21 protein-coding genes are annotated in these 21074 nt (G+C 52.2%); 4 read left to right on the top strand and 17 right to left on the bottom strand.

Annotated elements, in window-relative coordinates:
• Nucleotides 1-20: 20 nt before the first annotated feature.
• The 11 genes from speE to J1836_RS05395 all read right to left on the bottom strand — a co-directional run bounded on the left by speE (nucleotide 21) and on the right by J1836_RS05395 (nucleotide 9002).
• Nucleotides 21-878, bottom strand: coding sequence for a polyamine aminopropyltransferase (speE, locus tag J1836_RS05445; RefSeq protein WP_207250065.1), 858 nt, complete (start codon nucleotides 876-878; stop codon nucleotides 21-23).
• 70 nt (nucleotides 879-948) lie between these two features.
• Entirely contained in the window at nucleotides 949-1422 is a 474-nt protein-coding gene (locus J1836_RS05440) for a Smg family protein (protein ID WP_207250064.1), read from the bottom strand.
• Complete coding sequence (gene dprA / locus J1836_RS05435) at nucleotides 1422-2582, bottom strand: DNA-processing protein DprA (RefSeq protein WP_207250063.1); 1161 nt, start codon at nucleotides 2580-2582, stop codon at nucleotides 1422-1424. The genes J1836_RS05440 and dprA overlap by 1 nt, the downstream gene beginning before the upstream one ends.
• A 78-nt stretch (nucleotides 2583-2660) precedes the next feature.
• Entirely contained in the window at nucleotides 2661-3587 is a 927-nt protein-coding gene (locus J1836_RS05430) for an alpha/beta fold hydrolase (RefSeq protein WP_207250062.1), read from the bottom strand.
• The gene (locus J1836_RS05425) at nucleotides 3584-4342 is read right to left on the bottom strand and encodes an ATP-binding cassette domain-containing protein (RefSeq protein WP_207250061.1); all 759 of its coding nucleotides are present in this window, start codon (nucleotides 4340-4342) and stop codon (nucleotides 3584-3586) included. Before J1836_RS05425 ends, J1836_RS05430 begins: the two co-directional genes overlap by 4 nt.
• A gap of 33 nt (nucleotides 4343-4375) precedes the next feature.
• A complete protein-coding gene (locus J1836_RS05420) occupies nucleotides 4376-5044 on the bottom strand; it encodes a c-type cytochrome (RefSeq protein WP_207250060.1) in 669 nt (222 codons plus the stop codon).
• A 44-nt stretch (nucleotides 5045-5088) separates the two neighbouring features.
• The gene (locus J1836_RS05415) at nucleotides 5089-5859 is read right to left on the bottom strand and encodes an ABC transporter ATP-binding protein (RefSeq protein ID WP_207250059.1); all 771 of its coding nucleotides are present in this window, start codon (nucleotides 5857-5859) and stop codon (nucleotides 5089-5091) included.
• Nucleotides 5856-6602, bottom strand: coding sequence for an ABC transporter permease (locus J1836_RS05410; protein ID WP_207250058.1), 747 nt, complete (start codon nucleotides 6600-6602; stop codon nucleotides 5856-5858). The genes J1836_RS05415 and J1836_RS05410 overlap by 4 nt, the downstream gene beginning before the upstream one ends.
• Nucleotides 6599-7606, bottom strand: a complete 1008-nt coding sequence (locus tag J1836_RS05405) for an ABC transporter substrate-binding protein (protein WP_207250057.1) — start codon at nucleotides 7604-7606, stop codon at nucleotides 6599-6601. Before J1836_RS05405 ends, J1836_RS05410 begins: the two co-directional genes overlap by 4 nt.
• A 77-nt stretch (nucleotides 7607-7683) precedes the next feature.
• The gene (locus tag J1836_RS05400; RefSeq protein ID WP_207250056.1) at nucleotides 7684-7968 is read right to left on the bottom strand and encodes a hypothetical protein; all 285 of its coding nucleotides are present in this window, start codon (nucleotides 7966-7968) and stop codon (nucleotides 7684-7686) included.
• Complete coding sequence (locus tag J1836_RS05395; protein ID WP_207250055.1) at nucleotides 7944-9002, bottom strand: hypothetical protein; 1059 nt, start codon at nucleotides 9000-9002, stop codon at nucleotides 7944-7946. The genes J1836_RS05400 and J1836_RS05395 overlap by 25 nt, the downstream gene beginning before the upstream one ends.
• A 184-nt stretch (nucleotides 9003-9186) precedes the next feature.
• Between J1836_RS05395 and J1836_RS05390 the strand changes: the two genes are divergently transcribed.
• From J1836_RS05390 to J1836_RS05380, 3 genes are all read left to right on the top strand, one after another.
• Complete coding sequence (locus J1836_RS05390; RefSeq protein ID WP_207250054.1) at nucleotides 9187-11244, top strand: fibronectin type III domain-containing protein; 2058 nt, start codon at nucleotides 9187-9189, stop codon at nucleotides 11242-11244.
• A gap of 111 nt (nucleotides 11245-11355) precedes the next feature.
• The gene (gene tnpC, locus J1836_RS05385; RefSeq protein ID WP_242632653.1) at nucleotides 11356-12933 is read left to right on the top strand and encodes an IS66 family transposase; all 1578 of its coding nucleotides are present in this window, start codon (nucleotides 11356-11358) and stop codon (nucleotides 12931-12933) included.
• A 65-nt stretch (nucleotides 12934-12998) separates the two neighbouring features.
• Entirely contained in the window at nucleotides 12999-14048 is a 1050-nt protein-coding gene (locus J1836_RS05380; RefSeq protein WP_207250053.1) for a polysaccharide deacetylase family protein, read from the top strand.
• Here J1836_RS05380 and J1836_RS05375 read toward each other — a convergent pair.
• The 6 genes from J1836_RS05375 to J1836_RS05350 form a co-directional block, all read right to left on the bottom strand.
• Nucleotides 14038-15003, bottom strand: a complete 966-nt coding sequence (locus tag J1836_RS05375) for a class I SAM-dependent methyltransferase (RefSeq protein WP_207250052.1) — start codon at nucleotides 15001-15003, stop codon at nucleotides 14038-14040. The genes J1836_RS05380 and J1836_RS05375 overlap by 11 nt on opposite strands.
• Nucleotides 15004-15111: 108 nt before the next feature.
• Nucleotides 15112-15288 carry a hypothetical protein gene (locus J1836_RS05370; protein WP_207250051.1) on the bottom strand — a complete coding sequence of 59 codons (177 nt, stop codon included), beginning with the start codon at nucleotides 15286-15288 and terminating at the stop codon, nucleotides 15112-15114.
• Nucleotides 15266-16216, bottom strand: a complete 951-nt coding sequence (locus tag J1836_RS05365) for a hypothetical protein (RefSeq protein WP_207250050.1) — start codon at nucleotides 16214-16216, stop codon at nucleotides 15266-15268. Before J1836_RS05365 ends, J1836_RS05370 begins: the two co-directional genes overlap by 23 nt.
• 12 nt (nucleotides 16217-16228) lie before the next feature.
• Nucleotides 16229-17431, bottom strand: a complete 1203-nt coding sequence (locus J1836_RS05360) for an RtcB family protein (RefSeq protein ID WP_207250049.1) — start codon at nucleotides 17429-17431, stop codon at nucleotides 16229-16231.
• A gap of 243 nt (nucleotides 17432-17674) precedes the next feature.
• Nucleotides 17675-18418 (bottom strand): SH3 domain-containing protein, encoded by a 744-nt coding sequence (locus J1836_RS05355; protein ID WP_207250048.1) that lies wholly within the window; start codon nucleotides 18416-18418, stop codon nucleotides 17675-17677.
• Between the two features lie 190 nt (nucleotides 18419-18608).
• On the bottom strand, nucleotides 18609-19448 hold the full coding sequence (locus J1836_RS05350; protein ID WP_207250047.1) for a zinc ribbon domain-containing protein: 840 nt from the start codon (nucleotides 19446-19448) through the stop codon (nucleotides 18609-18611).
• A gap of 286 nt (nucleotides 19449-19734) precedes the next feature.
• On the opposite strand from J1836_RS05350, the gene J1836_RS05345 reads away from it, so the two are divergent.
• Complete coding sequence (locus J1836_RS05345) at nucleotides 19735-21063, top strand: Fic family protein (RefSeq protein WP_207250046.1); 1329 nt, start codon at nucleotides 19735-19737, stop codon at nucleotides 21061-21063.
• Nucleotides 21064-21074 lie beyond the last annotated feature (11 nt).

Here is a 21074-nt window from a genome sequence, read left to right as displayed (position 1 = left end):
TTTTGCAGGCAGAAATTCCTTTAACCCAGCAATTCCTTCATAAACTGCGGTAACGCCGCGCTGCCCTGATGCACCCCCGCATTGTAATAACGGGTTGGGAACGCCAACGCTTCCGCCGCCGCTTGCCGTGCAAATTCCACCTTGCCTGCTTTCGCCGCAATCGTGCAGCTCCACCAGCCAGTCGGGTAGCTCACCAACTGAAACTGATGCAGTTTGGTGTCGCTGAAACCCGCCTGACGCATGGTGTCGTGCATTGGCTTGATAATCTTTTCCGCGTGAACCAAGGGCGATTCACTTTGCTGCACCAGCAAACCGTTTTCGCCCAGCGCCCGCCAGCAGCCACGGAAAAACTCTTCACTATACAACACCGCCCCAGGCCCCACCGGATCAGTGCTATCCACGATCAGCACATCCAACGAACCGGGTTCAGCATTGTTGATCCACGCAATACCGTCTTCAAATGCTAAGGTCGCACGCGGGTCATTGTTGGATTCGCACAATTCGGGGAAGAACATTTCGCTGACGCGGGTCACGCGCTCGTCGATGTCGATTTGGATCGCCGTTTCGACTTCGGGGTGGCGCAAGACTTCACGCAACGTGCCGCAGTCACCGCCGCCGATAATGCACACGCGCTTCGGGGATGGGTGGCTGAACAATACCGGATGTGCCATCATTTCGTGGTAAACGAAGTTATCGCGGGTCGTCACCATCGTGCAACCGTCCAGCGTCATCAGCTTGCCGAAGGTTTTGGTGTCGTAGATGGCGAGCTTCTGGAACGGGGTTTGCTCTTCGTGAATTTTGCCCGCATCGGTTAATTCCAGCCCGAAAATCGTGCCGGAATCAGAAAGTTCAGTAAACCAGTTAGGTTGGGTTGTCATGGCAGCGCCTGTTGGTTGTTCACACAAAGGCGCTATGATGCCACAAGCTGTCAGGTGGGTGAATGACTCTTCAATGAAACACAGGCGCTTCGCCGGAAACGCTTAAGCCTTCTGCCCAGAAAAAGCTATTGCCTTCTTCAGGGCGATTCAGCAATACCATTAATACCACCCATTTGAGGCGGTCGAGGTTAAAGTCTTCATCTTGTAATTCCAACACGCGGTCGAGGATTTGTTCGCGGGCTTCGGCGCTGATCACGCCTGCGTGTTCCAAGAACATTAAATAGCCTTGGCATTCGCCATCCAGCCAGTAGCGTTCTTGCGGGGAAAAGATACGGGTGGCGGAAGAACGGTAAGTGACTTCCACGCGCTCTGCGTCGTCGCCGAGGCTTTCCAGCCAGTCAAAAGCGCGGGTAATTTCGCTGTTCAGGAAACCAGCGTCTTGTAAATAACCGTGCATGGAGGCACGGTCTTCCGGCAGGTTATCACCCATGTCGGGATAGTTGTCAAAAAGGTAGAAGAGAACGTCCAGCGTATTTTCTTTCATCAGTTTCCAGTTCCTGACCCCAATCGCATGTAATGACCACCACCACATGCTGCTACAAGGTTATGCAGTTCAAGCATAAGGAGAATGGATGAAACTGCTTCAGCGGTCAAGCCTGTATTCAGGATAATCTGGTCTATCGGTAGCGGTTCGTAGCCCAACGCATCAAGTACTTGTGCGTATTCAGGATCAAAGGTATCGCTGTCAGGCAGCGTATGACCAGTCATCTGTAGCCCTTTTCCTTGAACAGTAGTCGGGAATTTATCCTGTTGTAACCAGACGTTTAATTGCGGTGAAATTTCTTCCAAAATATCGTGAGCTGTCTCGACTAATTTTGCGCCTTGGCGAATTAAATGGTGGCAACCGCGTGCCAGCGGGTTGTGAATCGAGCCGGGAATGGCGAAGACTTCGCGCCCCTGTTCCATCGCATGACGGGCGGTGACGAGCGTGCCGCTTTGCAAGGCTGCTTCGACGATTAATACGCCAAAACTCATACCGCTGATAATGCGATTACGGCGCGGAAAATGTTGCGGGTGCGCGGGGATGCCGATGGGGAATTCGGAGACGATGCAGCCTTGCGCGGTAATGCGTTCCGCCAGTTTGCGGTTGCGTAGGGGGTAGATAATGTCGAGACCGTTGCCAACCACGGCAATGGTATGTCCGCCTGCTTCCAGTGCGGCTTCGTGGCTGTGCGCGTCGATGCCGACGGCTAAACCGCTGGTGACGGTTAAGCCATTCACGGCGAAATGGGCAGCGAAGGCACGGGCGTTTTCTTTGCCGCCTTGGGTGGGATTGCGGCTGCCGACCATGCCGATTTGCGGGTCATTGAGCAAGTCAGCATTGCCGAGTGCAAACAATACCGGCGGGGCGGTACGGATACGTTTCAGCAAGGCGGGGTAACGGCTGTCTTCGGGTACGAGGATGTGGTGATCATCCGCCGCTTCCAGCCAACGCCAGTCGGGTACAGCGGAATCGTCTGCTTGGGCGCGGTAGGCGGCAATGCCTTCCTTTTTCAAACCGGCTTCCAGCAACGCCGTGTCGGAGACGCGCAGGGCTTCGGCAGCACCGCCGAAATGTTCCACAATGCGGCGCAGGCTGCTGGGGCCGATGCCTTTGGCCCGCCAAAAATGCAGGCGAGCGCGAAGTTCTGAATCAGTGAGCATGAATAAAGCGTTCCGTAATGACCAGTCTGCATTTTCTGCTAGCTGCGGGTGGTGCGCAAACAAATCCGCCGAGGTGCGTCAGAGCTGGGTGCGTATCAGCGTGGCATGTAAGGTGCTGGCGGCGTGTTGCACGGCATTCTGTAGGGCAGGCTCGTGCATTCCATGCCCTGCCTCGACGGCGAACAATTGCGTTTGCGGCAAGGCATTGGTCAATGCGTGGACGCTGGCAAAGCGGCAGACTTGATCTTTCACGCCGTGTACTACGCTGATGGGGAGGTGTTGCAACGTTGTTAGGTTCGGCAATACGCCTGTTGGCAGCAGAAAAAAGTGGTTGACGCAGTAATGGCTGTAAACACGAGCGCGGTGAAGCCGTGCCTGCCAGTGTGTGGCATCAGGGTCAAAGGCGGGGGCAGGCAAGCCCATCACCGCTGCTTCCCACGCATCCCAAGCGAGCGCGTAACGGTAAGCCGTTTCGAGGGGCGTGCGTGGATTCAGCAATTGCCGATACAGGCTGTTGATAGGATTTTCTCCTTGGCGCGGCGACAAGGTGTCTAACAGTGTTTGGTAGGCCAGCGGAAATTGCTGCGCTACCCCATGAGGTAAGCTGAACCATTCCCAATCTTCCAACCGTGCCAAAAATACCCCGCGTAACAGCAAGCCCAACACCCGTTGTGGGTACTGTTTCGCGTATTCCAGTGCCAGTGTTGTGCCCCACGACCCGCCGTAAATCGCCCAGTGTTGAATGCCGAGGTGTTGGCGCAAGGCTTCCATGTCTCGCACCAGTGCAGCGGTACGATTGCCTAACAATCTGCCCTTGGGGGTTGATTGCCCGCAACCGCGTTGGTCGACTTGGATAATGCGGAAACCGTTAGGGTGCAATAGCATGGCGTGAGCGGGATTGCAGCCAGAACCGGGGCCACCATGCACAAACAGCAATGGTATTCCCGCCGGATTGCCGAATTCGGCGTAATGCAGCACATGGCCTTGGGTAACGGGCAGGTTCATAGCTGGGCGGTGCGGGTTTCTACGCGCGTTTCGCCAGATAATTGAAAGAAGGCTTCCAACAAGGAGGCGGTTTGGGTTTGATTAATCAAAGCAGCAGGGGGGGCTTGTGCCAGCAATTTGCCTTTGTGCATGACCAGCACTTGATCCGCTTGCTCGGCTTCGTCGATCAAGTGCGTTGCCCACAGCACGCTTAAACCTTGTTCGCGGCAGAGGCGGTGTACATACGCCAGCAAGGTGGCGCGAGAAGCGGGATCAAGCCCGACGGTGGCTTCATCCATCAACAGCAGCTTGGGTTCGGTGAGCAGGGCGCGTGCTAGTTCCACTTTGCGGCGATTGCCCCCGCTGAGATTGCGGCAGGGGGTCGGGGCAACTTCGGCTATTTCCAGTTGGGTAAGCACTTGCGTGCTGCGAGCGCGGATGGCAGCTTTGCTCATGCCGTGCAAACGCCCGTAAAAATCCAGATTGGCTTGCACGCTCAAATCCAGATCAAGCGCGGGTTGCTGGAAGACCACGCCCATTTGCGCCAAGGCTTGCGGCAAGTGTTGGCGGAGGCTGATGTCGTTGAGATGAATATCACCCTGATCCGGCGCAAATAGTCCGGTAAGTAATTGGAACAGCGTGGATTTCCCCGCCCCATTGGGTCCTAACAGCGCGTGAAAGCCGCTGCCAAGCTGGAAACTGACCTGATTGACGGCACATAGCTTGCCGTAGGATTTGCTGACGGCGACGACAGTCAGCACTGGCTGATCAAGCATGGTAAGTCTCCCGTTGGCATATGGCTGTCCAGCTTACTGCGATAAAATCCAATCGACTAATGTCTCTGCATCTTTAGGGCTTAATGAAGGGTTGGGCGGCATGAAACGCATGTTCACGTCTGGCCATTTCTTTTCCTTGTCCACCGTGCCACTGATAATGGATTCCACCAACGTCTTTTTGGCATCGGCATTGCCTTTGTAGCGTTCTGCGACCGCGTGGAAAGCGGGTGCGAGCGGGATGTAATGGCTATCGGTTTGTTGGGAAACACCGTGGCAGGCAATACAGCCGTTTTGCGCTGCCAGTGTCAGCATTCCTTCGTGGGTAATGACTTCTTCGCTGATCGCATCTTTTTTAATGCTGAGAATCCATTCAGCCAGTTTGGTGGCTTCTTCGGCAGACACACTCACGTTAGGGGGCATGAAGCGCATATTGACCTTGCCTTCCCAGTCTTGCTTAGTGTTGACCGTGCCTTGCAGAATACGCTGTGACAAATAGCTCGCGGCGTCTTTTTGGTCTTTGAAGCGCTCGGCAATATCCGCATACGCGGGGGCGAGAGGAATAGCTGGGCCGGTCTTGGCTTGTACCGAGTGGCAAATGAAACAGCCATTTTTGGTAGCCGTTTCCAGCATTTGCCCGTTGGCATGGGCTGCGCCGCTGACGCCTACTAAGGCTGCCAATGCCATGATTTTCAAATACTTCATTATCAATCTCCGCTAACGCCAATCTGAAAGGTATACACACAAGTCTAGGGGGAATGGGGTTGGGAAAAGGTTGGCGGTGTAAGCAGACCGGAGAGCAACGCGGGGAATTCGTGCAGCAGTTCCGCCTGCAAGGATTGCAATCCGCTGGTCGCTTGCGGGCGCGGACGTGGCAACGGCACACGGTAATCCAGAATCACTTTGGCGGGACGCGGCGACAGGAACAGCACCCGATCCGCCAGCAACAAAGCTTCGTTCAAACTGTGGGTGACGAATAGCACCGTAGGCTGGCTTTCTGCCCACAACTTCAGCAGCACTTGGCGCAGGTCTTGCGCGGTGGGTTCGTCCAGCGACTGGAACGGTTCATCCATCAGCAATAGCTGCGGCTGGGTGACGAAGGCGCGAACCAAGGCGGCACGGCGTTTCATCCCGCCCGATAATTGATTGGGGAAACTGTCGCGAAAATCTTGCAAGCCGAGCTGCTGCAACAGCGTATCCATTCGCGCCAAGCGTGCGCTGTCATGGCAGTGTTGCGGCGCATCCAGCACCAGCCGAATGTTGTCCGCGACACTCAGCCAAGGCAGCAAGCGCGGTTCTTGGAACATGAAACTCAAGGTGGTTTGCGGCGGGTAGCTGATCGTTCCGGCAAAGTCAGTATCCAGTCCCGCAATCAGGTTCAGCAGAGTGCTTTTGCCTGTCCCCGACGGCCCGACGATGGCGATGAATTCGCCCTGTTTGGCGGCAAAACGTAAATCTTGCGCCGCGCATACGCTGTTAGGGTAGGTTTTGCTGTGCAAATCGACGGAGAGGAAACTCATGAGCGCCACCGATTCAAATGCCGTTCCAGCGGGCGCAACAGCAGGGCTTCCAACGCCAATACGATCAGCGCAAACGCCAGTGTGTACGCCAGAATGCCTTTGATGTCGAAGAAGTGGAAGTAATTACCCAACTGGAAACCCACGCCATTGCTGCGCCCTAGCAGTTCCACCACCAGCACGATTTTCCAGATCAGCGACAAGCCATTGCGTGCCGCGCCGAACAAGTAAGGGTAAAGTTGTGGCAGGTAGACGCTGCGGAAGGTTTGCCAGCGGGTCAGGCGGTAGACTTGCGCCACTTGCAACAAATCGTGGTCGACGGCACGCGCCCCTTCGCGCAAGGTCACGATCACCATCGGGATTTTGTTCAAAGCAACGGCGAGGACGGCGGCGGTTTCGCCCAAACCCAGCCAGATGTAGCAGAGGATAATGGTAACGAGCGCGGGAATGTTCAGCCCTAGAATCAGCAATACATCCAGCACGTTGTCCCACGCTTTACGGCTGCCCATGAGGATGCCGATGGCTACGCCGACCAGCATTGCCAGCGTGAAACTGACCATGACGCGCAACAGGGTGACGCCGAGGTGGAACAGTAATTCACCGTTAACGAGCTGTTGCCAGAGCGTGTCCAGAACCGCCAGCGGACTGGGCAGGGAACGGCTGGCTAATAGCACGGCGAGCAGTTGCCAAGCCAGCAAAAAGCCGCCCAGCACTAACACCCGCACGTAACGGTGGTTGGTATTCACTTCGTGCAAGCAGGCAGGCTGAAGTCAGGCCAGAACACGCCCTTGTCGAGCACTTTGGCAGTGCCCACCAGTTTTTCACCGCCGATTTCCGCCAGAATACGGAAGGTGTCAGTAGCGGCTTGCTTTTCTTTGTCGCCAAAACAGGCGGGGATGCCTGCGCGGAAACCGTCACGCAAGGCAGTAAATACCGCGTCATCGTCGGCTTTCATGCGTGGGCGTAGGCGTACCCATTCGGCATCGTCAGCCTGCATGATTTGCTTGGCGGCATACGAGGCTTTGAGGAAACCATTGACAGTGGCGGCGTGTTCTTTCGCCCATTTTTCGCTGAACACCCAGCCGATCAGTGGCAGGTCGCGTTGGATGCCTAAGCCTTCCAGCGTATCGGGGACGGTGATGATGCTGCGCATTCCGGCAGCTTTGAGGCGGGCGGCGTAGTTCCAGAAGTTGAGCACGGCATCCAAATCGCCGCGTTGCATCAGCTCATTCAGCAAGGGGGGTGCGGCGTATTGCGGCTCGGTTTCGGCCTGCAAATCCAACTTCTGGGTTTGCTGGGCAAAGGCGCGTAACAGCAGCCAGCTTTTGTCGGAAGCACCGCCTGCCACACCAAGCTTTTTGCCTTTGAGGTCAGCCAGCGTCTTGATGGGGCTGTCGACCTTGACCAGCAATTCGCCGACCGCGTTGGAATACGGGAACAGGGTGTAATCGAAATCGGCAGCGCGTTGGCGGGCGACCCACACCCAGTCGGAGACGATCATGTCGACCGCACCACCTTGCAGGGCAACGGTGGAGGCATCGGCGGAGGCGAGTGGCACGACTTCCAGCTCAATGCCTTGTTGTTCGGCGAGTTTGTGGGTTTGGATCACGTCCATTTCCCAATTGACCGTGCCGAATTCCAGCACGCCGACGCGGACTTTTTCCAGCGCAAATGTGGGGGAAATCAGCCCTGCGAGCAAACCCAAGACAGCGACACAGCGCACCACCAAGCGACGGTATGAACCCGACATAATGTCCTCCTCCACGATGACATGAAGGCTTCTTGATACCGCAAAGCGGGGGGGAATGCTACCAACTTTTTACCAACCTAAATTTTTTGCTCAGTATAATTTGTGTAACACGGGGTCAATGTAACACCCGCTGTATTCTGGCGATACAACTCATACATCATCACTGCAATCACCATATCCATAAATAGGTCGTTGCTCAGAATGCCTGCGTTATGAAAAATCGAATTCACGAACGCCCCCGCAATCAATACTGCCCGATACCAACTATTGCCAATCAAGCGATACACGTAATACACCAGCAATAACACTCCGATAAACCCAAAAGTATGCACCAGATTCAAGATCGAGTTATGCACTGGCACAATGTAATGCGCCTTCTCAGTCGGCTCGTAGCGGAACAGATTATTGTCATTGACGAAATATTCCACCGCATATTCCACCGTATCAAAATTGAAACCGTAGCCGAATGGCTGCTGCAAAACAATTCCGTGCCGTATTTATACAACGTGGCACGCCCGACCGCCGACGCATCATCCAAACTCACCAAACGCGAATCCATGCCCGCTTTATCCGCCAACGCCAGCGCTGCCACCGCCCCCAACAGCACCAATAACCCCGTCACCGGAATCACCCGTGCAGGAAACAGAATGACGTAAATCAACGCAGGCATCAACAACGCCGCTCCCATCGCCGAACGCGTTTCAGAAGCAAAAATCCCCCCGATCAAAATCACCCCCACCCCAACTGCCACCATCTGAAAACGCGGGTTGTAACGGTTTTGCAGCACCAAATACAAATTGATCATTAACGCGCCCAACAGCATGTACGTCTGTGGAATTGCGTACAAACTCAATCCGGGTGGGCGTGACAAGGCTTCGGTCATCTGTGAACGGATTTCGTCACTGAGTTCCTTGTTTTGAATGCTCAGCAAGCCACTTTGCAACTTCCACGCCAACTGCACATCCAAGCCTTGCAGAATCCCCACCAGCGCCGATGGCAAGGCAATCCCCACCACCAAATACCCCAGCGTGCGAAACCCAAACTGTTCCACCACAAAAAACGCCACCAATACCATCAGATACGATTGCAATAGCTTCAACTCGCCATTCGCAATATTGCCGAGTGTCACATTATTCGCTAGCGACACCAGCAAGCCCACGATGCCCAGCAACAAATACACCTTGCTCACCAGCCCGATGCGGAACAGCGTGCTGTAATCACGCATGACCACCAAACCACCTGCCAACAAAATCAAAAACGAGCGCACTGGCAAGCCCGCCACATACACATTATTAAAGTACGCCAGAAAAATAAAATGCAGGGCAAACAGCCCCAAAATCAGAGTACGCATGGCTTGTGGCTCTTGTTGATAACGTATAAACGGTGAGTCTGTCATTTCCTCATGACGAGGCTGAAGTGATTTACGACAATCGGCGGGTAGCAGGTGGCAAGCTTATTCACCCAGACAACATAATTCAGCTTATCAGTAACAAGCCGCATTTTATCTGTCAGCGTCATCTGCTTAGGATAACTTCATCTACAGTAGTAAACACAATAATTTAATGCAGCGGAGATAATCTATGCACCGTTTTTTTAACAAGCTGGCTTATATAGTCCTGCTCGTTAGTCTATTACCGCAGTCAGTAGCAGCAACAACCCTCCAATACGGTGGCATTGTTTTAACGTTTGATGATTGGTTTGTGGATCAATGGCACACTTTTTTTACCGATCTAAAAACCACTAATCCAGAAATCACCCCTACTTCTACGTTTTTTGTGGCGCACTGGTTAACCGATTTAAAAGGCGTGAATCAAGGCAAATTTAGCAATGACAGTCATTACGTCAAACTCAAACAATTAGAAAATGCGGGGCATGAAATTGCCTCACACGGCATCAACCACATGGGCGCAAATTCCGCCCCCTATAACCTTGTCTGTGACCAAGCCACGCAGTACGTGACGGATGAAGTGCAACCCACACTCACCGCAATGGCACAAGGCGACCCCGGTTTAGCCAATGATAACGGCTTCATCCCCAAGAGTTTTTCTTACCCGTTTGGGGAACGCAGCCCCTTCTACGATAATGCCGTCAAAACCCAGACAGGCTTACGGTACGTGCGTGGCACGCTGGAAACCAATGCCGCCCTGCCGCTCAAAGATACCAACGCCATCTACCACAAGCGCACCGGAGCAAGCTATCCGTATTTGATCGGCGATGGCTTGGATACGGTTTACCAAAATGACGTTGCCGAGGTCAAAGCCGCGTTGGATCGTGCCAGCGCCAACGATGAAGTGATCACCTTGTACGCGCATCGCATCCTTCCCCCCGGCGAAACCAGCAATTACGGGATTGCTGCCGCCAACCTCAAAGAAATCATTCTCTACGCACACAGCAAAGGGCTGACCTTCTACCGCTTCAGCGATGCGTTTGCGGAAGCCCCCGAAACCACCAGTACATGTGGTGGTAGTGGTGACGGCGGCACGGGCAACCCCGACAGCATCACCCTTGCCTACGCCGAAGATAAAGGTAACAACACCTACCGCGTCGGTCTGCAATGGACGAATTTGCCGAATGATGTGATGTACATTGCGCTTGCCAGCCAACCCTCCGTCTTCTTGAGCAGTGCCAGCACTGGCGGAGCAGCCAGTGGCAAAATTGCCATGAATGTTCCCAATGTCGTGGCAGGTGCACAATATGTGGCAATTGCCTACGCTGGCAGCACGCAACGGGTCATTTCGACACCTTTTGTCATTCTGGCAGGCAACCCGCCGCCACCACCGCCACCCGTCGTGGTAGCAGCCCCAACCAACTTAATGGCCACCGCAACCACTAGCAATCAGGTTAATCTAAGTTGGACAGATAACAGCATGAATGAAACCAGCTTCGCGGTTGGGTGCTGCACGGGGGCAAGTTGTAGCACTTTCGTGGTGCTCGGCGCAGTCAATCCCAACGTCACCACCTACACGGATGGCAGTGCGCAACCTAGCACCACTTACCGTTACCGTGTCGTGGCTTACAGTGGCACAACAGCTTCCACCTCTTACCCCGTTGCAAGCGTCACCACGCCTGCCGCACCGCCCACCATCCTAGCGCCACCCAGCAATCTGGCGGCAAGCGTGGTGAATGGCACTCAAGTCGCACTGGTGTGGACGGACAACAGTAGTAATGAAACGGGCTTCCAAGTCGAGCGGTGTTTGGGGGAAACCTGTACGAACTTCGCTCTCATCAAATCGCTGGGAGCAAACGTCACAACCTTTAGCAATACGGGTTTGACGGCCAATCAGACCTACCGCTATCGGGTACGCGCTTACCAAGGCACGACCAATTCCGCTTACACCACTATTATTCATGCACAAACATTGGCTAAACCCACCGCACTAACCGCTACCGCACAAATCGGTGGTAAAGCCACCCTCACTTGGGCAGATAGCAACTTGTACGAAACCGGCTTTAGCATTGAGCGCTGTCAGGGTGGTAGTTGCACCAATTTCACCGCCATTGCTACGGTGGGGGCGAACGTGCTGACCTTTAGCGATAGTGGCTTAGTGGTGGGAACGCGTTACCGTTACCGAGTACGTGCTACCCACGCAAGCGGCGGGTCGGCTTATTCGACCGTTGCGAGTGTGTTAGCGCGGTAACGGTTTGTGTAGCATTTCAGCGTGCAGTGTTTTTGATTCTTGCTAAGCTCTGTAAACGTAACTGAACAGTCCCCCCTTACCCAAACGCACTAAATTTGCGACACTCCCCCGATGACCCAACAACTGAAAGACCACAGCCTCAAACAGCTTAACAGCCAGTACCTTGCCAAGCTCACGCCGGAGGAACTGCTGCACCTGTCGACCAAGTTGTTGCATGACCTGAAAGAAGCGCGGGAACAGATCAACCAAAACTCCAACAACTCCTCCAAACCACCCAGCAGCGGTTTCCCGTGGGAAACGTCACCCAAAACGGTGGCTTTGCCCGAAACAGAAGGGGTGGGTGCAGCCAGAGGAAAGCCAACCCCGGAACCAGAAGCTGTGGCGGGCACAAAGCCAGCCCAACCAGCCAAACGCAAAGCGGGTAAACAACCCGGCGCACCGGGTTATGGTCGGGTATGGCATCCGCCCATCAATGCAGACGAACACCATTACCCCAGCCGATGTGAAGCCTGTGGCAGGTCCCTGGATGCGGCTGTCTCCCGTATTTATACCGCCTATGACAGTGTGGACATCCAGTTTGGCACGGATGGGAACCCCGGACTGACCGTCATCACCACCCGCCACCACCTTCACGATAGCGTATGCACCTGCGGTCATGTGAGCCGCCATATCCCGCATCGCCAAGCTCCCGACCCGTTATACCCGGAGGTTGATGTGGGCGAGTGGCGGCTGATTGGGGGCAATCTGGCGGCACTTATTGTCCACCTACGGCTGCGCTCACGCTTGTCACTGCGTGGCACACAAGAACTGTTGCGGGAGGTGTTGGGCATTCCCCTAAGTGTCGGGGTGTTGCAGCAATGTTTTGAGGAAGCAGCCGCGAGTGCTTCTCCATTGGAAGATGCCTTGGTGGAAGGGCTGTTGGCAGAAGCCACCGCTGACGGCGGGGTGCTGTATATTGATGAAACCTCTTGGAAAGAGCGTGGCGAAGCCCTGTGGCTATGGACATTCGTCACCACCCTCAGCGTTTGTTTCTACGTAGGGCAGCGCACCATTGAAATGCTCGACAACGTGATTAGCCCCCACTTTGGGGGCTGGCTGATGAGTGATGGCTATGCCGCTTACCGCCACCACCCCAAACGCTTGCGTTGCTGGGCGCACCTGATCCGCAAAGCCCGTGGGCTGGCAGAATCACTGGACAAAGACGGGCGGACGTTTGGCAACTTCACCCTCGCTTGGCTGAGGGTATTACAGGACGACATTTACGCTTGGCGGGCAGCAGGCGGCACGGTGGGGACGCAAACCGACGTGATCCGTCAACGCCATCAGGCAAAACTCCTGGAATTCAGGGCATTATGCTTGATCCATGCCGTATCTGCCCATGACAAGACGGCGGCACTGGCGAAAGAGTTCATCAATGATTGGGATGCCATTTTCCGAATCCTTGACCACCCGTGGCTTCCCTTGACCAATAATGAGGCTGAGCGGGCGTTGCGCCATTGGGTGATCCTGCGCAAAACCAACCATGGCACAAAGAGTGCTACGGGGAGCCGTGCGTTTGCCATGCTGGCCAGCATCATCGGTACTTGCCGCAAACGTGGACAGTCTGCCTTGGCTTATCTTGCCAGTGTTATTACCGCTGCCCGCGCTGGCTTTGCCCTGCCCGCTTTACCGCAAGGGGTGGGGATGTGATCAATTACCTGTAAACCGATTAGGGATAATCATCTTTAAAATAAACAGTGCTAGGGAGTTAAGTCATGCAGCGTTTTATCAACCATTTTGTTTTTTCTGTTGGGTTGTTATTAGCACCCGTTACGGTTAATGCTGCACCTTCGGGTGTTGTATTAACCTTTGACGATACGTCAATTGATCAATGGTATGATTTTTTTGCCGGACGGAATGATATTAAAGCCACATTTTTTGTGAGCCAGTGGCATACCTTATCTAGTGCGCAAATTGATAAACTGCGCACCTTGCAAAATAAAGGGCATGAAATCGGTTGTCACAGTTATGACCATAAGCCTATTCACCATGCGCCGTATTTATCCGAAGCGGGCAACGTGAATCTTTACCTTGCGGAACAAGTATTCCCCGCCATTGCCAATATGCAAGCGGCGGGGTTTAATCCGGTGAGCTTTGCGTATCCGAATGGGCGGCATACGCCTGCGTATGATGACGCAATTCGTCCCTACCTGCCTTACTTACGTGCCACCACCCCCAATGGCGGGCAAACCTTATCCACCTTGAATGAGCTTTACCATAACAGCAGCAGCCGTTATGACTTCTTGTCGGGTGATGGTATTGACAGCAGCTACCAAAATGAATTGCCCGAAATCCATGCTGCTATGCAACGTGCTAAAGAGCGCGGTGAACTCCTCACGCTGTATGCCCACCGCATTTTGCCTGCGGGTGAAACCCACGATTACGGCATACCTGCCAGCAAATTGAGTGCCGTGATTGATCACGCCAAAGCACTGGGCTTACCGTTTTACACCTTTCAGGAAGCCTACCGCGTCGGCAATAGCGGTGTAGGCACGACGACAACTCCCAACCATGCCAACATTCATGCCACGGTGGAAGGCGAGCGCGTGCGCGTGCAATGGGAGAACACCCCGACCGACTTTATCGGCATCGTCCCCGCTAGCCAAACCGCATGGCAGGCAGGAATGTCTGGCACTACCACCGACGGCAACGCCTCCGGCAAACTGGGCATTACGGTTGCCAACCCACAACGGGGGCAGCCGTATGTCGCGATCTTGTACCGCCATAACGCCAACGTCGGCGTTTCTGCTCCGTTTAGTTTTTAGCGAGGATGAGGTAAAGATGATCGTCGAAAAAGCCGGGGTGGATGTCAGGGTAAATCTTGCCTAGTAACGCTTTGTATTCGCGGTCGATAGCGGATTGTTTCAAACGGTAACGCATCCCCAGAAACGAGGAAATGCTGCTCACCACCTTGAGCTTTTGCACAGGACCGATGGCGATTTCTAACTCGTGGAAGCTCATGCCGCGCCCGCGCCGCAGGAAATGTTCTGCCGATTCAGGGGTGTATTGCCGATACAACTCGCGGAAATTTTCACGCGGACTGAACTGCGAATAGCGGAACGCGAGTTTGTCCGGCAGCCAGTTAAAAAACGGTAAGCGCGAGGTATGGCTGTCGAAAAACCACAACCGATTCGGCGTTTCGATAATCACCAGCAAACCACCGGGCTGCAACATGCGCCACGCATCCCGCAAGGATGCCAGCCGCTCGGTTAAGGTCATGTGTTCCAACGAAGCAAAGAAAATAATGCTGTCAAAGCGATTCGTGCCAAAGGTTTTGAGTAATTGGTTCGCATTAATGCTTTGAAATTCGGCGGAAATACCGTACACAGCCGCACGTTCACGCGCTACTTTTAATGCGCCTTGATCAATGTCGATGCCAGTGACTTGCGCCCCTTGCTCGGCTAAAGCGACGGTCGATGAACCTGTGCCGCAGCCGATTTCCAGAATGCGCTGTCCGCGTAACGGTTTGGCTTTGTTCAACCACGGCACAATCAAACGTCGATCATTTTCCAGCCGTTCGGATAAATGCGCTTGCAAATCTTCTTGGTATTTTTCGGGGGAATAATGCGCTTCGCTGCGCCAATCTTGGTGATAATGGGTGCGGATGGCGTGTTCGATGTGTGCCAATCCGGCGGGGTCAGGTTTGAGCTGGTTCTTGCGTAAGGCGTTCGGTACGGGCAATAACCATTGCTTGGCGAGACGCTTGACAGACTGTTTCATAAAGAGAGTTCCTACGGTAAATTACCGTAAAGTCTATGTGCGACTCACCGATTAACGGCTTCAGGTAGGATAGATGGCGTGCTTTTGCGGATGGAAAGAATTAATGAGTTAGGCAGCAAGGGCGTCAGCGCCGGGGTCACCGGCGCTCACTTTCGATACCAGCTTACGCAACTGGCGTTTGTCTTCCTGCCGCTTGGCAGACTGGCTTTTTTCGTGAACCCCTCCCCGATGAATAAACAGGTGATGGGCGACGGGATTGCGCTTACGCGGCTGCTTTTTTGCCATGAGATTGCTCCTGTGTTGGCAGTTTGAACCATTGTGCTTTACCGTGGCGTTGCAGGTAATGCAAATAACGGACAGGTTTGAGGAAGTCCGGCGCTTCGCTGGTTGGGACGAAGCAAAACTTTTTCGGCAATTCGGTGTACAAGTAACGCGGCGGCTTGCCGAGATGGTAGTAACGCTCGATGCCTTTGAGGCGATTACCTGTGTCATAGCTGTGGTAAAACACGTCGCGAATACCCAACTCGCGGCGAATAAAGCACAGTGCCGCCGTCAACATCGCCTCATCCCACACCTTAGCGTAAGGGCGTAATGCCTCGCGGTATTGCTGCATCTTGTCCTCGCCGTACAGCCAGTTTTTGTAACTATCCGCCACGCCTTTGACCCAATCGGACTGGATTTCTTCGATCAACGCCTGATTACTGGCGAAATCAAGATCGATCCGCGCCCATGCCAGTGTTTCCACTGTGCCATCCTTGCGCACTGGATGCCCATGATAGGAAAATGGCGCAACATCATCCTCACCGACCAGCGTTTTGAGGTGCTGGTGGTGATCATTGGCAAAATTCAGTTGCAGCACCAAGTCGTAACCCGTGCGGCAGGTCTGTTTCCAGTGGCGGTCATCCTTGTCATCTGTGCCCCATTCGTCCAGCGTGAGGATGAAATTCAGCGGCTTGTGGTTGCGGTATTGGGCAATGACCGCCTCCAGATGCCACGGTTCTAATTGCCCTTTGCCCGCCAACGCCAAGGCTTCCGTCACGATCGGTTTGGTTAACAATTTGGCGTAAGGGGAACGGCGCAACGCCGCAATCCCCATGCCATTGCCGATGTAATCCTTGAGCAATTGCAGCGCGTAGCTATCCGGTGCGTAGCGGAACACCGTGCGGTTGCCGCTTAAGCATTCGCGGATCAGTTCAACTTGTGTTTTTTCCATGTATCACCTCGTTTAGCCTTTCACGCAAATCACTTGACGCAATGTATGTACGACCTCGACAAGATCGCTTTGGTTCTGCATCACCACATCAATGTCTTTGTACGCGCTGGGAATTTCATCGACCACACCTTTATCCTTGCGGCATTCGATACCCTTGGTCTGGGCTTCCAGATCGAGGGTGTTGAAACGCCGTTTGGCCTCAGAGCGGCTCATGCGTCGCCCTGCACCGTGTGAACACGAACAGAACGATTGTTCGTTGCCCAAGCCACGCACGATGTACGATTTCGCCCCCATGCTGCCGGGAATAATGCCGAGCTGCCCCAACTGCGCACTGATTGCGCCCTTGCGGGTCAGGTAAACTTCTGCGCCGAAGTGCTCTTCCTTTTGCACGTAATTGTGGTGGCAATTGATCGCTTCGCGGGTGGTGGTGAAGGCTGGCAAGGCTTTGCTGCGTTGCAGTGCGTCCAATACCAAGCGCATCATTTCACGGCGATTGACCAGCGCGTAATCCTGCGCCCAACCGACCGCTGCCACGTAATCATCGAAGTGTTGCGTGCCTTCGGTGAAGTAGGCGAGATCTTTGTCCGGCAATTGACCAAGTTCCCGACCCACATCCTTTTTGGCTTTTTCGATGAAATAACGCCCGATGGCATTGCCCACCCCGCGACTGCCGGAATGCAGCATCACCCACACGTCGTCGCTTTCGTCGATGCACAGCTCGATAAAATGGTTGCCGCCACCGAGTGTGCCGAGTTGCTTGCCCCATTGGCGGTGAAAGTTTTTCAACATTTTCACCAAACCGGGGTGCTTGTCGGTAATCACATCCAGATGCTTACCCATATTATTGAGTGTAGAACCGTTGATGCTGGGGCGTTCGTGTTCGTCAAAACCGGTCGGCACGCGCTGTTCAATCGCGCTGCGAATGCTGTACAAGTTGTCAGGCAAATCATGGGCTTTGAGCGATAAACGTACCGCGTTCATTCCACAACCAATATCCACACCGACGGCGGCGGGAATAATCGCGCCACGGGTGGGAATCACCGAACCCACGGTCGCACCAATGCCATGATGCACGTCTGGCATCGCTGCAATGTGGCTGTGGATGAAGGGCAGTTGCGACAGATTTCCCAATTGTGTCAGCGAACCGCTATCCACATCGTCAGTAAAAATCTTGACCGGAACCTTGCCCTTATTGAGCATAAAACTGATAGGCATAAAAAAACCCCGTTGGTTTTTAGGCCATCCGGGGTTTTCGACATGCTGCACACGAAGCACCGCATTCTTACGCCGGATGACTGACATCAGTCCCCCGGCACAAGCGCGGGAGACACTAGTTGATTGAATTGCTCCGTATTTGTCTATTCAGCATGTTGTGTGTCTCCATGTAATAAGGTTGATAATGGTGGGAAAGTGTAGCGGTAATGTTGCTAAAGTCAATGGAAATTTTAGGGTTTTATTTTATTTTGCGCCTGCGGAATCCTGACTATCCATTGATTCTAGAAAAGCATCAAAGGCATAGCCCGTAGTATCTTGCCATTCGATTTTTACCCAAACACCATCACGCCCACCAATTGAATCGGTTTTATCTGTTTTTTCAATGACTTTGATTTTTCCGCCATGAGGAACATTACCAAGTTTTTCACCCGTAACAGCGGGTTTGCTACGTACCACGAGATTAGGTTCGGCAATGACAGTATGCCATTCACCTGACGTGTTTTCGGAGGATTTTTGTGGCACTTTCGCTTTTTCTTCTGTCACGATACCTGCTGTATAGCGATAGATTTCGGTACTATTAGCTGCTTTCTCTTTTTCCGATTCAGGTTCAAACGGCCCCATGAATCCGGGCATCGTGACAGTGACGACTTCACCTGTTTGTTTGGCTTCAACCAGATCACTACAACTACCAAATACAGACGTAGCTTTCACACCTTTTTTTGATAATTCAACGAAATACAGTTGAGCGGGGCAAGCTGTTCCACCGTTATCTTGAATTAAGACAGCATCACTATTTTTCAACGGATAAGTACCTAACACACTCAAACTGTTATTACCTTGAATAGTTGGAGTCAGTGATTTTCCTTGGAATAATAGCATGTTTTCATCATTGATGCTTAACGAGCCAAAACGGGTAGTAATTGTTTCTGCATTGACAGTAGTTGCAGTCAACACCAATGCGATGCACAGAGAAAATGATTTAGTCATGGATTAATCCGTCTTTATTTACAGCTTGCCATTTTAAAGACCAGTACTCACGCATTCGCGAATACGATCTTGCGAAAAACTAGAGTGCTCACATAGCAGTAAAATCAGTGTGAGAATAAGTTTCTACATTTTAAATACTATCGTAATATATCAAATAAAACAGGGAATTCTTAAAAAGAAAAACCAATGCTCATAAAAAAGGACATAGCAATAACTTCTCAATCGAACTCCAATCTTTTTTAGTACATTCAATTTGTTTTTTTGAATTAGAATCAATTATAGGTGATGATAATTCATATTCGACATATTCACCACCTGATCTATCTTTTATTTGAAAAGGGCCATTAATGTAATCCCCAGTACCTTCTCCGATACCTCCTTCAAAAGTTGAGTATTGATTTTGATTCTGATTGCTATTATCAAAACTTAGAAAAACATTATAACCACTCATTCCAAATAGCCACATTTTCTCAAATTCCTTCAGCGCAGATTCATCAAAAGCAACCTCATGATAATTTAATAGATATTTAGATTTTTCAATCTCACTCATTTCAACATTTGAAATACTGGCATCCAACAAACCGTCGAAATTGAACCTATATGTAGTTTTTTTATCAGAATCCTCTCGCGTAACAACTGAAATGCCAGAATCCTGTAATACATAGCTCATTGGCTCAACAGTAAGATAGTCTGATCCCGATAAATTTCCTTCATGGCAAACATAATTAATACGCACTTCATCAAAAAATAAAATCTCATCTTTTTTATCTGAAATAGCATTAATTAATTCAACTAATCTACCACTTTTTTTGTTATCAGATAGACAAAACTCACCCTTTATGACAGGAAAGGTTTCTACATTATAAAATTGAAAAAGACCAGCCACTGCCGATGAAACCCCTAAAAAAGCCACTACGGACTTAATCAAAAGACTCCCTTTGGATTTTTTTAATTGAATTCCACAATTTGGACATTGTAAGGCAACATCGCTTACTGAACTTCCACATTCCGGGCAATTTATTAAGGGCATAATCAATCCTTTTCATATAAAAAATTAGCAATGAATTATTTTTATTGCTAACGCTTGAATCTTAACAAAACCCACGTAACCAAAAAGTGACAGGTGTCACACAAACCACCATTAATGCTCAAAAAACAAACCGTAGACTAATGAGAATTTTCACATCAGGCTCTCATGAACACATTACCTGCCTCAACTGATCAAAACCTAATGCCACAAATAATGGCGGATAACTTGACCGCCAAGCCCAATATGGCGGATATTCCCCACATATCAGACAAAAATGGCGGATAATATGACCGATAACACCGAAACACTCCTGCAAATCCTGCAAAAGCTCGATAAACCCTCCGCCATTTCGGACATTTTGCCGCATTTAGACATCACCGAGCGCACTCTACACCGCTGGCTGGCTCAAGCCGTTACTTCAGGGCAAGTTCAAGCCACTGGCACAAAACGCGGGCGACGCTACACAGTCATTAATGCGGCTGAAACCAACCTTCACCCGTACTTTTCCGCCACGGCACTGCAATTGCTGCACCAAATCCGGCAACCGCTCATTACCCGTGAACCTTGCACCTACCGCCCCGAATGGCTGGCGGCTTACCAACCGAACCAAACGTTTTACCTCTCTGTCAGACAGCGCGAGATTTTGCTGCAACAAGGACAACAACTGCGCGTGGAATTACCGGCGGGTACGTATGCCCAACGTATTTTCAACCGTTTATTGATTGATTTGTCCTACAACTCTTCGCGGCTGGAAGGCAATACGTATTCGCTGTTGGATACGCAAAAACTGCTACTGGAGGGCATGGCGGCTGACAATAAGCTGGATGCAGAAAAAATCATGCTGCTGAACCACAAAGACGCAATCCGTTTTTTAGTGGATGGTATTCAGCGGCTCGACATTACGCCGGATAATATCCGTTCCCTGCATTACCTATTGGCAGATGGTTTGGTAACGGCGGGCGCAGCAGGGCAAATACGGCAAGATTCCGTGCGAATTTCTGCCAGTACCTACCTGCCAATGGATAATCAAAACCGTTTAGCACAACAACTCACCGCGATTACCACAACCGCGCAAGCAATCAATGACCCGTTTGAGCAGAGCTTTTTCCTGCTGGTTCACATTGCTTATTTGCAGGCATTTATTGACGTGAATAAGCGCACCTCACGCTTGGCGTGCAATATTCCGTTGGTACGTAACAACCTTGTGCCACTGTCGTTTAACGATATTGATAAGGATGATTACGCCAGTGCCGTACTGGTGACGTATGAACGCAATAATGTCACACCGCTGGCAGAACTGTATGTGAGTTCGTATTTACGCTCGTGTAAATTGTACAGCGTCACTGTGGAGGCAATGGGCATCGACCCGTTGCGCGTCCAATACCGTCAAACACGGCGCGAACTGATCCGCACTATTGTGCAGCAATCCCTGCACGGTGAGGCGCTAGCGACGCATATCCAAACGTATACAGAAACGCATATTCCGCCCGAACATCAGGAGAAATTCGCGGCAGATTTGCAGGTGGATCTCGCCAATCTCGCCCCGTTTAGCATTGCGGGGATGGGCTTTTCGGTGCGGGAGTTGGAGGCTTGGCAGCAGGGGTGTAAAACCTGACATGGTGGAAC

It is taken from the genome of Thiothrix fructosivorans (assembly GCF_017349355.1).
Classification (GTDB): Bacteria; Pseudomonadota; Gammaproteobacteria; order Thiotrichales; family Thiotrichaceae; genus Thiothrix; species Thiothrix fructosivorans.
Note: the sequence above shows the minus strand (reverse complement) of the source record. Positions and strands in the feature narration are given on the sequence as shown.

What these genes read in the sequence shown, in the direction of transcription:
- J1836_RS05390 (WP_207250054.1), top strand. Translation starts at nt 9,187, where the DNA reads ATGCACCGTTTTTTTAACAAGCTGGCTTATATAGTCCTGCTCGTTAGT.
- J1836_RS05375 (WP_207250052.1), bottom strand. Translation starts at nt 15,003, where the DNA reads ATGAAACAGTCTGTCAAGCGTCTCGCCAAGCAATGGTTATTGCCCGTA.
- J1836_RS05365 (WP_207250050.1), bottom strand. Translation starts at nt 16,216, where the DNA reads ATGGAAAAAACACAAGTTGAACTGATCCGCGAATGCTTAAGCGGCAAC.
- J1836_RS05415 (WP_207250059.1), bottom strand. Translation starts at nt 5,859, where the DNA reads ATGAGTTTCCTCTCCGTCGATTTGCACAGCAAAACCTACCCTAACAGC.
- J1836_RS05360 (WP_207250049.1), bottom strand. Translation starts at nt 17,431, where the DNA reads ATGCCTATCAGTTTTATGCTCAATAAGGGCAAGGTTCCGGTCAAGATT.
- J1836_RS05425 (WP_207250061.1), bottom strand. Translation starts at nt 4,342, where the DNA reads ATGCTTGATCAGCCAGTGCTGACTGTCGTCGCCGTCAGCAAATCCTAC.
- J1836_RS05355 (WP_207250048.1), bottom strand. Translation starts at nt 18,418, where the DNA reads ATGACTAAATCATTTTCTCTGTGCATCGCATTGGTGTTGACTGCAACT.
- J1836_RS05395 (WP_207250055.1), bottom strand. Translation starts at nt 9,002, where the DNA reads ATGACAGACTCACCGTTTATACGTTATCAACAAGAGCCACAAGCCATG.
- J1836_RS05350 (WP_207250047.1), bottom strand. Translation starts at nt 19,448, where the DNA reads ATGCCCTTAATAAATTGCCCGGAATGTGGAAGTTCAGTAAGCGATGTT.
- J1836_RS05345 (WP_207250046.1), top strand. Translation starts at nt 19,735, where the DNA reads ATGACCGATAACACCGAAACACTCCTGCAAATCCTGCAAAAGCTCGAT.
- speE (WP_207250065.1), bottom strand. Translation starts at nt 878, where the DNA reads ATGACAACCCAACCTAACTGGTTTACTGAACTTTCTGATTCCGGCACG.
- J1836_RS05440 (WP_207250064.1), bottom strand. Translation starts at nt 1,422, where the DNA reads ATGAAAGAAAATACGCTGGACGTTCTCTTCTACCTTTTTGACAACTAT.
- J1836_RS05380 (WP_207250053.1), top strand. Translation starts at nt 12,999, where the DNA reads ATGCAGCGTTTTATCAACCATTTTGTTTTTTCTGTTGGGTTGTTATTA.
- J1836_RS05405 (WP_207250057.1), bottom strand. Translation starts at nt 7,606, where the DNA reads ATGTCGGGTTCATACCGTCGCTTGGTGGTGCGCTGTGTCGCTGTCTTG.
- J1836_RS05370 (WP_207250051.1), bottom strand. Translation starts at nt 15,288, where the DNA reads ATGGCAAAAAAGCAGCCGCGTAAGCGCAATCCCGTCGCCCATCACCTG.
- J1836_RS05420 (WP_207250060.1), bottom strand. Translation starts at nt 5,044, where the DNA reads ATGAAGTATTTGAAAATCATGGCATTGGCAGCCTTAGTAGGCGTCAGC.
- dprA (WP_207250063.1), bottom strand. Translation starts at nt 2,582, where the DNA reads ATGCTCACTGATTCAGAACTTCGCGCTCGCCTGCATTTTTGGCGGGCC.
- tnpC (WP_242632653.1), top strand. Translation starts at nt 11,356, where the DNA reads ATGACCCAACAACTGAAAGACCACAGCCTCAAACAGCTTAACAGCCAG.
- J1836_RS05430 (WP_207250062.1), bottom strand. Translation starts at nt 3,587, where the DNA reads ATGAACCTGCCCGTTACCCAAGGCCATGTGCTGCATTACGCCGAATTC.